The sequence below is a fragment of the Telluria sp. AIW5 genome (genome assembly GCF_056680575.1).
On record NZ_CM155289.1, the window covers coordinates 546,634 to 558,699 of the forward strand.

Sequence of the window (12,066 nt, forward strand, 5' to 3'; positions counted from 1 at the left end):
GAGCATCAGCTCAACGGGGTTTTTCTATATAACTAGCCTGACGATAACCTACTTTCACACTGGTTGCAGCACTATCATCGGCGCAAAGTCGTTTCACGGTCCTGTTCGGGATGGGAAGGGGTGGGACCGACTTGCTATGGTCATCAGGCATAACTTGTACGAGTTGCCGTCCTCATGGACAACAGCTCAGAATCTGGAGGAAGTAAAGTTCAGGTAGTGTGAATCAACAAACAGCACACTGTATTCGAATTTCCATGACCTGCTAAGGTTATAGGGACAAGCCGTACGGGCAATTAGTACTGGTTAGCTTAATGCATTACTGCACTTCCACACCCAGCCTATCAACGTCCTGGTCTCGAACGACCCTTCAAGGAGCTCAAGGCTCCGGGAAATCTCATCTCAAGGCAAGTTTCCCGCTTAGATGCTTTCAGCGGTTATCTCTTCCGAACTTAGCTACCCGGCAATGCCACTGGCGTGACAACCGGTACACCAGAGGTTCGTCCACTCCGGTCCTCTCGTACTAGGAGCAGCCCCCTTCAAATTTCCAACGCCCACGGCAGATAGGGACCAAACTGTCTCACGACGTTTTAAACCCAGCTCACGTACCACTTTAAATGGCGAACAGCCATACCCTTGGGACCGGCTACAGCCCCAGGATGTGATGAGCCGACATCGAGGTGCCAAACTCCCCCGTCGATATGAACTCTTGGGAGGAATCAGCCTGTTATCCCCAGAGTACCTTTTATCCGTTGAGCGATGGCCCTTCCATACAGAACCACCGGATCACTATGTCCTACTTTCGTACCTGCTCGACTTGTCGGTCTCGCAGTTAAGCACGCTTATGCCATTGCACTATTAGCACGATGTCCGACCGTACCTAGCGTACCTTCGAACTCCTCCGTTACACTTTAGGAGGAGACCGCCCCAGTCAAACTGCCTACCATGCACTGTCCCCGATCCGGATAACGGACCAAGGTTAGAACCTCAAACAAACCAGGGTGGTATTTCAAGGATGGCTCCACGAGAACTGGCGTCCCCGCTTCAAAGCCTCCCACCTATCCTACACAGATTGGTTCAAAGTCCAATGCAAAGCTACAGTAAAGGTTCATGGGGTCTTTCCGTCTAGCCGCGGGTAGATTGCATCATCACAAACATTTCAACTTCGCTGAGTCTCGGGAGGAGACAGTGTGGCCATCGTTACGCCATTCGTGCAGGTCGGAACTTACCCGACAAGGAATTTCGCTACCTTAGGACCGTTATAGTTACGGCCGCCGTTTACTGGGACTTCAATCAAGAGCTTGCACCCCATCATTTAATCTTCCAGCACCGGGCAGGCGTCACACCCTATACGTCCACTTTCGTGTTTGCAGAGTGCTGTGTTTTTATTAAACAGTCGCAGCCACCAGTTTATTGCAACCCGTTCACCCTTCCACAGTAAAGTGGTCAAGCTACAAGGGCGTACCTTTTCCCGAAGTTACGGTACCAATTTGCCGAGTTCCTTCTCCCGAGTTCTCTCAAGCGCCTTAGAATACTCATCTCGCCCACCTGTGTCGGTTTGCGGTACGGTCTCGTATGACTGAAGCTTAGAGGCTTTTCTTGGAACCACTTCCGATTGCTTCGCAGCACAAGGCCGCTCGTCCCACTCCCTTGAATTACGCACCCGGATTTGCCTAAGTGCCTTCTATGAAGCAGAAACTGACTATTCCAACAGTCAGACAACCTTCCGCGATCCGTCCCCCCATCGCATCATACGACGGTGCAGGAATATTAACCTGCTTCCCATCAGCTACGCATCTCTGCCTCGCCTTAGGGGCCGACTCACCCTGCTCCGATGAACGTTGAACAGGAAACCTTGGGCTTACGGCGTGGAGGCTTTTCACCCCCATTATCGCTACTCATGTCAGCATTCGCACTTCTGATACCTCCAGCATCCTTCACAAGACACCTTCGCAGGCTTACAGAACGCTCTCCTACCATATCGATCAAAGTACAAGTACTTCGAAAAATATCCGCAGCTTCGGTGACTGGCTTAGCCCCGTTACATCTTCCGCGCAGGACGACTCGATCAGTGAGCTATTACGCTTTCTTTAAATGATGGCTGCTTCTAAGCCAACATCCTGACTGTTTTAGCCTTCCCACTTCGTTTTCCACTTAGCCAATCTTTGGGACCTTAGCTGGCGGTCTGGGTTGTTTCCCTCTTGACGCCGGACGTTAGCACCCGACGTCTGTCTCCCAAGCTCGCACTCATCGGTATTCGGAGTTTGCAATGGTTTGGTAAGTCGCAATGACCCCCTAGCCATAACAGTGCTCTACCCCCGATGGTGATACTTGAGGCACTACCTAAATAGTTTTCGGAGAGAACCAGCTATTTCCAAGTTTGTTTAGCCTTTCACCCCTACCCACAGCTCATCCCCTAATTTTTCAACATTAGTGGGTTCGGACCTCCAGGGCGTGTTACCGCACCTTCATCCTGGCCATGGGTAGATCACTTGGTTTCGGGTCTACACCCAGCGACTGTCGCCCTGTTCGGACTCGATTTCTCTACGGCTCCCCTATTCGGTTAACCTCGCCACTGAATGTAAGTCGCTGACCCATTATACAAAAGGTACGCCGTCACGGAACAAGTCCGCTCCGACTGTTTGTATGCACACGGTTTCAGGATCTATTTCACTCCCCTCCCGGGGTTCTTTTCGCCTTTCCCTCACGGTACTGGTTCACTATCGGTCGATTACGAGTATTTAGCCTTGGAGGATGGTCCCCCCATGTTCAGACAGGATTTCTCGTGTCCCGCCCTACTTGTCGTACGCTTAGTATCACCGTTTGAATTTCGTGTAAGGGGCTATCACCCTCTATGGCCAACATTTCCAGGTTGTTCCACTATCCAATCGACTATCACGTACAGGCTCTTCCCATTTCGCTCGCCACTACTTTGGGAATCTCGGTTGATTTCTTTTCCTGCAGCTACTTAGATGTTTCAGTTCGCCGCGTTCGCTTTGCATGCCTATGTATTCAGCATGCAATGACCTAAAAGGCCGGGTTTCCCCATTCGGAAATCTGCGGATCAAAGCGTGTTTGCTCGCTCCCCGCAGCTTATCGCAAGCTACTACGTCCTTCATCGCCTGTAATCGCCAAGGCATCCACCATGTGCACTTATTCGCTTGTCCCTATAACGTTAGCTCCTGGCGACTAACCAGGAAGCGGTCATAGAAATAAGAGTACAGCTTGTTGCATGTTTGTTGATTTGTTACTACCCAGAGCACGCACTGTCGTGCGTGCTCAATAAAACTTTACTTCTTCCAGATTGTTAAAGAACAGAACAACAGTTAATCTCTAAAAGATCAAACCTAAACCGCAGAGGCTTACGTTTGCACTTTTAATGGTGGAGGATGACGGGATCGAACCGACGACCCCCTGCTTGCAAAGCAGGTGCTCTCCCAGCTGAGCTAATCCCCCATGGGTACGACTGGTAGGGCTGGTTGGACTCGAACCAACGACCCCCGCGTTATCAACACGGTGCTCTAACCAGCTGAGCTACAGCCCCGAAACTGTGTTCTTTGTTCAACAGTCGATAAGTGTGGACGTTTGGTGACTGGGCTCAAGGCCCGGTGCTACTCTAGAAAGGAGGTGATCCAGCCGCACCTTCCGATACGGCTACCTTGTTACGACTTCACCCCAGTCACGAATCCTACCGTGGTAAGCGCCCCCCTTGCGGTTAAGCTACCTACTTCTGGTAAAACCCGCTCCCATGGTGTGACGGGCGGTGTGTACAAGACCCGGGAACGTATTCACCGCGACATGCTGATCCGCGATTACTAGCGATTCCAACTTCACGCAGTCGAGTTGCAGACTGCGATCCGGACTACGATACACTTTCTGGGATTAGCTCCCCCTCGCGGGTTGGCGGCCCTCTGTATGTACCATTGTATGACGTGTGAAGCCCTACCCATAAGGGCCATGAGGACTTGACGTCATCCCCACCTTCCTCCGGTTTGTCACCGGCAGTCTCATTAGAGTGCTCAACTGAATGTAGCAACTAATGACAAGGGTTGCGCTCGTTGCGGGACTTAACCCAACATCTCACGACACGAGCTGACGACAGCCATGCAGCACCTGTGTTCAGGTTCCCTTTCGGGCACATCCTGATCTCTCAAGACTTCCTGACATGTCAAGGGTAGGTAAGGTTTTTCGCGTTGCATCGAATTAATCCACATCATCCACCGCTTGTGCGGGTCCCCGTCAATTCCTTTGAGTTTTAATCTTGCGACCGTACTCCCCAGGCGGTCTACTTCACGCGTTAGCTGCGTTACCAAGTTAATTAAAACCCGACAACTAGTAGACATCGTTTAGGGCGTGGACTACCAGGGTATCTAATCCTGTTTGCTCCCCACGCTTTCGTGCATGAGCGTCAATCTTGACCCAGGGGGCTGCCTTCGCCATCGGTGTTCCTCCACATCTCTACGCATTTCACTGCTACACGTGGAATTCTACCCCCCTCTGCCAGATTCAAGCCTTGCAGTCTCCATCGCAATTCCCAGGTTGAGCCCGGGGCTTTCACGACAGACTTACAAAACCGCCTGCGCACGCTTTACGCCCAGTAATTCCGATTAACGCTTGCACCCTACGTATTACCGCGGCTGCTGGCACGTAGTTAGCCGGTGCTTATTCTTCAGGTACCGTCATTAGCCCAAGATATTAGCTCGAGCCGTTTCTTCCCTGACAAAAGAGCTTTACAACCCGAAGGCCTTCTTCACTCACGCGGCATTGCTGGATCAGGCTTGCGCCCATTGTCCAAAATTCCCCACTGCTGCCTCCCGTAGGAGTCTGGACCGTGTCTCAGTTCCAGTGTGGCTGGTCGTCCTCTCAGACCAGCTACTGATCGTGGCCTTGGTGAGCCTTTACCTCACCAACTAGCTAATCAGATATCGGCCGCTCCAGGAGCACAAGGCCTTGCGGTCCCCTGCTTTCATCCTTAGATCGTATGCGGTATTAGCGTAACTTTCGCTACGTTATCCCCCACTCTTGGGTACGTTCCGATATATTACTCACCCGTTCGCCACTCGCCGCCAGGTTGCCCCGCGCTGCCGTTCGACTTGCATGTGTAAAGCATGCCGCCAGCGTTCAATCTGAGCCAGGATCAAACTCTTCAGTTCAATCTCTGTTTGTTGGCATTGCTGCCACCGCTATTGCTAGCGGGTCGCTCACTCAAAATACTGACCGTTATCCCATTGCTGAGACAACGTATTTCTTTTTTGTGAACATTTGATAATTTAAGTAATCAGTGACCGAAGCCACTGGCACCTTCATCAAACGCCCACACTTATCGACTGTTAATTTTTAAAGAACTTGTTCGGTACTGCGTTTTGCTACTTGTCGACAAAGCGTTTTGTTTGTCAGCAGCAGAGAGATGAGATTGTGCAGTGTTTCGCGTTTTTCGTCAACCTCTTTTTTGCTACACCGCAGAGATTCTGCGCTTCCTTTTGTCCACACAACTACTTGATTTCGTTGTCGTTTTCAGCCGGGCCACGTTGGCGGAGGCGAATTATAGCCAAGCCCGGCCGCAGTCCGCAAGTGCTTTCTTGCGGACTGCGTTTTTCCGACACAACAGCGGCTCAGTCGCTCGTCAAGGTCTGCGGCTGGTAGTTCGGATCGGCCTTGATCTTGTCTTCGCTGAACGGCAACACCGGCCATTCCTTGCGGGAGAACACGCTCACCTGGTCCGCATAGTGGGGTGACCTCGGGTCGGTCGACTGCCCATAGGTCAGCATGGCCTGGGCCAGCGGTCCCTGGTCGTCGAATGTCACCGTCTGTATATAGCTCTCGCCCCAGTGCACGCCGTTGTAGCCGGTGGCGGTGAGCGCGCCACGCATGGTCAGGGAGTTGTAGGAGCCGTCGGTGTTACCGATGCCGCCGTGTAGCGGGATGCGGATGCCGTTGCGGGTCTCGGTCTGGTAATCGCCCAGCTTGCCGTCGAGCGGAATGCCGAGCGACTGCAGCTTGAGCGCGGCACTCTTGAGTGCGGCGAGCATGGCCGGCACCGCCGCCGACGCCACACCGTTCGGCGTATTCACCGGGTCGGCGGGATTAAATGGCACCGCCCACTTGTTCGGGATCGCCACGGCGCTGTTCCAGAATTCGCGGAACAACACGGCGCCGCGGCTGTCGATGTTGACGTGACGGTCCCAGGCGGCCAGCGCGGTGCAGGCCTGCACCAGCACCGGGTCGGCGTTACCTGTGCAGGCGCCAAGCAATTCCGGCAGGACGAGCTCGGCCGCATACAGGCGATCCGCGAAGGCCAGCGCCTGCAGGTCGGCCAGCGCCACCTTCTTCGCCTGCACCAGCTCGTCGAACTGCTTGAAGCCGATCCGCGTGCGCAGGCTCTGCTCGACCCCGACGCGACCATACAGCGGAGAATAGCCAAAGGGCGCCGCGCCGGTCAGCAAGGCCTTGGGATTATTCAGCCAATAGCTGTCGTTCGAATTGCCGACATAATCGGTGCGGATCGCCCAGGGTCCGTTGGCAGGAGAATAAATCCCCGCCGGCGCGTTGGCATCCGCCCCCCAGCCGCAGCTGCTGCGCGAACCGTCGAACAGCAACGCCGCCTGCAGCAGCAGGCAACCGTTGCCGAATGTCGGTGCGTCCATGTGCGGCACCACGCTGGCGTCGGCAAACAGCACGTTGCCGTCGCGGTCGGCCGCCAGCGTATTTACCCAGGGCAAGCCAATCGTCTTGTCGAGCGAGGCTTTGATGGCCTGCACATTGACTGCCTTGCCGATGCCCAGCCATTGTTCGAGCATGCGGGTGTTGTTGCGGTTCGGGTCGGCCAGCACATAGGCGGCACTTGCCGTCCAGGTCATGCCCGCTTCCGGCTTGACGATCACCGCGCCCTGCTGGCTGAACCAGAAGGTCTTGCTGCGCTTGATGAGTGCCCCGTCCATCTGCAGCAGGTCGACCAGCACCGTCTTCGACGTCATCTTGACTGGCGCGCCATCGTACAGGTAGGTGGTGCCGGCCGTGTCGGCGGGGTCGAGCGCCAGGCGGAAGGTGGTGAAGTGGAGCGCGGTGGTGACCGTGTGGCTCCAGGCAATGTCGCGATTGAAACCGATGACGATGGCCGGTATCCCGCCGATGATCACGCCCATCGCGTCGTAGTTGCCGGGCACGGTCAGGTGGGCCTGGTAGAAGCGGTCGGCCGAGGTCCAGGGATAATGCGGGTTGCCGAGCAGAAGGCCGCGGCCGCTGGCCGATACATCCTTGCCGACGGCGAGCGCATTGCTGCCGAAGCCTTGTCGATTGAGCTTATCGAGCCGCGCCAGCAGGAAGGCCGGATCGAACTTGCGCGCACGCCCCTGAGCGAACGCCGCCGTGCCGGGAGTCCGCCCGGCCGCCACGAATTCCTTCGCAAACACCTGGCCCGTTGCATGCAAGGCCTTCTCGGCCATGACCAGGTACATGTCGTCGACCGAGATCGGCCGCACCCATTTGGCGTTGTTACACGCGGCCGGATACTGGCCGGCAAACGTTTTCACGTAGCGGTTATAGCCCTCGACATAGCCTTCGACGAGTTCGCGCGGCTCGGCGGCGCCCGCGGCATAGCCGGCGCGCAGCTGCTCGATGTCGAGATAGCCCTTGAAGAAGAAGTCGCTGTCTTCGTTTTTCAGGTCCATGAAGCCGCTGGCGGCGCCATATTCGTCGCCGGTCTCCGAACGCCGTGGCGCGCGCGCTTCACCGCCGAAGAACTGCGAGCGCTCGCCGCGCACCGTCAGCACCGAATCGGCAAACATGCAGATATTGTCCTGGGCATAGGCGTAGGCCAGGCCATAGCCGAGGCTGCGGAAGTCCTTGGCGCGCAGATGCGGCACGCCGTAGGTAGTACGGGCGACGTCGACACTGATCCGGGACGCGGTGGCGACCGGCGGTACCGACGCTGCGGCAACGGTCGGGCCATCGTGGCTGTTGCAGGCGGCCAAGCCGGCAAGGAGCGTGGCCGCAGCAGCCGCGCGGCAGAGGAAGAAAAAACGGTGGGATTGCGCTTGCTGACGTTTCATGTGGACGCTTTCTGCGGAGACTCCGCGTGGCGAAATGAAAGACAATCTGATGTCCCGGGCGTGGCGCCGAGCCTCGGCGGGGAAATACAGTGTAGCGAGCGCAGCCGCGTTTTTACCTAGCGGAATTGATGGGTGTGCAAACGAAAAATACGTGCAGAATAGAAAAAAGCCCACCAGCGCTGCTGGTGGGCTCTTCCATATTACTTAGCCTGACGATAACCTACTTTCACACTGGTTGCAGCACTATCATCGGCGCAAAGTCGTTTCACGGTCCTGTTCGGGATGGGAAGGGGTGGGACCGACTTGCTATGGTCATCAGGCATAACTTGCTGGGATGCTGTTCCACAACTGGGCAACAACTCCCTGAATTCCGGATCGCATTCTAACAGGCAAGATCCGGGAGCGCCAGCACGAATTGCAGCGCCAGCGCGTAAAATGCCCCCTTTGCCCGAAACGCTGCCCGCCATGACCATCCTGCTGTCCACCCTGAACGCCCGCTACGCCCACGCATCCCTGGGCCTGCGCTACCTGCTGGCGAACATGGGGCCGCTCGGCCCGGACACGCGGATCCAGGAATTCGTCATCGGCGCCAAGACCACCGAGGTGGTGGAACGCCTGCTGGCCCAGCACCCGCGCATCATCGGTTTCGGTGTGTATATCTGGAATGTCGAAGAGACGACGCGCATCGTCGCGATGCTCAAACGCGTGGCGCCCGAGGTGACGATCGTCCTCGGCGGCCCGGAAGTGTCGTTTGAAACGAACGAACAGCAGATTGTCAAACTGGCCGATTACGTCGTCACTGGCTGGGGCGACGTGACGTTTCCGCAGTTGTGCGCCCAGATCCTGGATGGTCCCCAGCCCCTGATGAAGCTGCACGCCGGCGTGCAGCCGCCGATGGCGGACATCGCCCTGCCCTACTCTCTATATAGCGATGAAGACATCGCGCACCGCACTTTATATGTGGAAGCCTCGCGCGGCTGCCCCTTCAAATGCGAATTCTGCCTGTCGTCGCTCGATAAAACCGCCTGGCCCTTCCCCCTCGACGCTTTCCTGGCGCAGATGGAAGATTTATATGTCCGCGGCGCGCGCCTGTTCAAATTCGTCGATCGCACCTTCAACCTGAACGTGAAGACCAGCATGAAGATCATGCAGTTCTTCCTCGATAAACTGGACGCGCATCCGGAAGACCCGGTCTACGCCCACTTCGAGCTGGTGCCCGATCATTTACCGGAAGCGCTGAAGGAGATGATCGCGCGCTTCCCGGCGGGCGCCCTGCAATTCGAGATCGGCATCCAGAGTTTCAATCCCGAGGTGCAGGCTTTGGTCAGCCGGCGCCAGGACAACGACAAGGCGGCGGACAATATCCGCTGGCTGTGCGAGCACTCGCAGGCCCACCTGCACGTCGATTTGATCGCGGGCCTGCCGGGCGAAGACATCGCCAGCTTCGCGCGCGGTTTCGATCAACTGGTCAGCCTGGGTGCGCACGAGATCCAGTTCGGTATATTAAAACGCCTGCGCGGCACGCCGATCATTCGCCACACCGAACCGTTCCAGATGGTGTACGACCCGTATCCGCCCTACACCGTGCTGGCGACCAGCCTGATCGATTTTCCGAGCATGCAGCGCCTGGTGCGTTTCGCGCGCTATTGGGACCTGGTGGCCAACTCCGGCCGCTTTGCCAATACCACGCGCGAATTGCTGGGCGTGCGTCCGTTCGAGAACTTCATGGCGTTTTCGGATTGGATCTATACCAAAACCGACGCCACCCACCGCATCGCCCTCGACCGGCTTGCCAAACTGGTGGCCGAATGGCTGCAGGTGACCGGCATGGACCGCGAACGTGCGCTCGCCCTGGTGGCCAGCGATTACGCCGGCAGCATCGATGCGGCGAAAAAGGAGAAGCCGGTCGCACCAGTTGCCGCACCTTCCAGGCAGGTCCGCCACCTCGCGGCCTGAACACGCTAGACACCGCTTGAATGGCAGAGACAGCGAAATCCTTTTACACTGCAACAATGCAGATTGAAAATACGCCAACATTAACCATCGAACACTCCGCCGGCGGCGCGGCGCAATCTGTCATGGCAAGCGGCATCTGGCAGGTGCATGCGCTGAGCCATAAGGGCCTGCTCAAGGGGATCAACCGGACCTTCACCAGCCTGAAGAAGGCCGAACTCGAATGGGACCTGACCGGCGTGGCCAGCATTGACCACATCGGAGCCCAACTGTTCTGGAATGCCTGGGGCAAGAAGCGCCCGCAGCAACTGGTACTCGACCCGCGCCAGGAAGAACTGTTCGCCCGCATCGAACAGGCCAGCCGCCACACCCTGCCGCGTACCAGAACCAGTCCGCTGAACTGGATCATCGTGCTCGGCGCCGGCCTGCTCAATTTTTTTGAACACCTGCACGGTTTCATTGAACTGATCGGCCGCCTGGTCCAGGACCTGGGCCGTTTTATTCGGCGCCCGGACATGGGGCCGTGGCGCGAGATCTCGGCCAACATTTATCATGCCGGCTTCCAGGCGCTCGGCATCACGGCCCTGGTCGGCTTCCTGATCGGCGTCGTGCTGTCCTATCTCTCGGCCCAGCAGCTGAGCCAGTTCGGCGGTGACATTTACCTCGTCAACATCCTCGGCATGAGCGTGATCCGCGAACTGGGGCCGCTGCTGGCGGCGATCCTGGTCGCCGGCCGCTCGGGTTCGTCGATCACGGCCCAGCTGGGCGTGATGAAGGTGACCGAGGAACTCGACGCCATGCTGGTGATGGGCATCTCGCACGGTTTCCGCCTGATCATGCCGAAGGTGGTCGCGCTGGCGATCTCGATGCCCTTGCTGGTGGTCTGGACCGATGCCATGGCCCTGATCGGCGGCATGGCGTCGGCCAAGCTCGAACTGGGCCTGTCGTTCCGTTACTTCCTGCAAAAGCTCCCGGACGCCGTGCCGTTGGTGAACTACATCATCGGCCTGCTGAAAGGGATGACCTTCGGCATGCTGATCGCGCTGGTGTCCTGCCACTTCGGCCTGCGCATCAAGCCGAACACCGAAAGCCTGGGCCGCGGCACCACGACCTCCGTCGTCACCGCGATCACGGTCGTGATCCTGGCCGACGCCGTGTTTGCGATCATCTTCAGTGGCGTGGGGTTCTGATGGGAGAGACCAGCCGCGGCCCGCAGCGCCTGAACCGCAAGCCCGAGGAAGACGTCGGGGCGCCGGTGGTCGATATTCGCAACCTGTGGACGAAGTTCGGCAAGACCGTCGTGCACCAGGACCTGAACCTGGAGATCTATGCGGGCGAGATCCTGTCGATCGTCGGCGGCTCCGGCACGGGCAAAACCGTGCTGCTGCGCCAGATGCTGGGATTGGAAACCCCGACGCGCGGCTGCGTGCGCGTGTTCGGGGAGGACATCAGCGAAGCGGGACCGGCGCAGCTGCAGCGCATGCGCAACCACTGGGGCATGCTGTTCCAGCAAGGCGCGCTGTATTCGGCGCTGACCGTGTTCGACAACATCGCCCTGCCGATGCGCGAACTGCGCGCCCTGCCCGAAGACGTGATCCGCGATGCCGTGCTGCTGAAAATGGACATGGTCGGCCTGGGCGCGGAGCACGCCAACAAAATGCCGGCCGACCTGTCGGGCGGGATGACCAAGCGCGCGGCCCTGGCACGCGCGCTGGCGCTGGAACCGAGATTGCTGTTCCTGGACGAGCCGACCGCCGGCCTCGACCCCGATGCGTCGGACGCGTTCGTGACGCTGATCCACGCCCTGCACCGGGAACTGAAACTGACCGTCGTGATGGTCACCCACGACCTCGACACGCTGTTTGCGCTGTCTTCGCGCATCGCGGTCCTGGCCGAAAAGCACGTGCTGGCGGTGGGTCCGTCGCGCGACGTGCTGCGGGTGAACCATCCGTTCATCAAACAATTCTTCCTCGGCGGACGCGGACGGCGGGCACTAGAAGTGCTCGATGAGCGCGATGAAGAACGCGACGAACGCGACGAAGCCGAAGAAGAAGAACCGAAGGAGTGA

General features: G+C 57.7%; 4 protein-coding genes, 2 tRNA genes and 4 rRNA genes. 3 read left to right on the forward strand and 7 right to left on the reverse strand.

Features of this window, described 5'->3' with window-relative positions:
• Window positions 1-35: 35 nt before the first annotated feature.
• The 7 genes from rrf (AC1MEM_RS02395) to rrf (AC1MEM_RS02425) form a co-directional block, all read right to left on the reverse strand.
• Window positions 36-148, reverse strand: a 5S ribosomal RNA gene (gene rrf, locus AC1MEM_RS02395).
• A gap of 124 nt (window positions 149-272) precedes the next feature.
• A 23S ribosomal RNA gene (locus AC1MEM_RS02400) occupies window positions 273-3,164 on the reverse strand.
• A gap of 213 nt (window positions 3,165-3,377) precedes the next feature.
• Window positions 3,378-3,453, reverse strand: a tRNA-Ala gene (locus tag AC1MEM_RS02405).
• 11 nt (window positions 3,454-3,464) lie between these two features.
• Window positions 3,465-3,541 (reverse strand) — tRNA-Ile (locus tag AC1MEM_RS02410).
• A 76-nt stretch (window positions 3,542-3,617) separates the two neighbouring features.
• A 16S ribosomal RNA gene (locus tag AC1MEM_RS02415) occupies window positions 3,618-5,150 on the reverse strand.
• Together the 16S, 23S and 5S rRNA genes with 2 tRNA genes alongside form the textbook arrangement of a ribosomal RNA operon.
• 459 nt (window positions 5,151-5,609) lie before the next feature.
• Window positions 5,610-8,045: a penicillin acylase family protein gene (locus AC1MEM_RS02420; RefSeq protein ID WP_499475088.1), complete on the reverse strand. Its 2,436-nt coding sequence runs from the start codon at window positions 8,043-8,045 to the stop codon at window positions 5,610-5,612.
• A 207-nt stretch (window positions 8,046-8,252) separates the two neighbouring features.
• A 5S ribosomal RNA gene (rrf, locus tag AC1MEM_RS02425) occupies window positions 8,253-8,365 on the reverse strand.
• A 145-nt stretch (window positions 8,366-8,510) separates the two neighbouring features.
• On the opposite strand from rrf (AC1MEM_RS02425), the gene AC1MEM_RS02430 reads away from it, so the two are divergent.
• From AC1MEM_RS02430 to AC1MEM_RS02440, 3 genes are read left to right on the forward strand one after another with little or no spacing between them, the layout of a single operon-like run.
• On the forward strand, window positions 8,511-10,001 hold the full coding sequence (locus AC1MEM_RS02430) for a B12-binding domain-containing radical SAM protein (protein ID WP_499477545.1): 1,491 nt from the start codon (window positions 8,511-8,513) through the stop codon (window positions 9,999-10,001).
• A 56-nt stretch (window positions 10,002-10,057) separates the two neighbouring features.
• Window positions 10,058-11,188 carry an MlaE family ABC transporter permease gene (locus AC1MEM_RS02435; protein ID WP_499475089.1) on the forward strand — a complete coding sequence of 377 codons (1,131 nt, stop codon included), beginning with the start codon at window positions 10,058-10,060 and terminating at the stop codon, window positions 11,186-11,188.
• Window positions 11,188-12,066 (forward strand): ABC transporter ATP-binding protein, encoded by an 879-nt coding sequence (locus AC1MEM_RS02440; RefSeq protein WP_499475090.1) that lies wholly within the window; start codon window positions 11,188-11,190, stop codon window positions 12,064-12,066. Before AC1MEM_RS02435 ends, AC1MEM_RS02440 begins: the two co-directional genes overlap by 1 nt.

Bases quoted from the DNA above. Each gene is read 5' to 3' on its own strand.
- AC1MEM_RS02430 (WP_499477545.1), top strand. From the start codon at position 8,511: ATGACCATCCTGCTGTCCACCCTGAACGCCCGCTACGCCCACGCATCC.
- AC1MEM_RS02440 (WP_499475090.1), top strand. From the start codon at position 11,188: ATGGGAGAGACCAGCCGCGGCCCGCAGCGCCTGAACCGCAAGCCCGAG.
- AC1MEM_RS02420 (WP_499475088.1), bottom strand. From the start codon at position 8,045: ATGAAACGTCAGCAAGCGCAATCCCACCGTTTTTTCTTCCTCTGCCGC.
- AC1MEM_RS02435 (WP_499475089.1), top strand. From the start codon at position 10,058: ATGCAGATTGAAAATACGCCAACATTAACCATCGAACACTCCGCCGGC.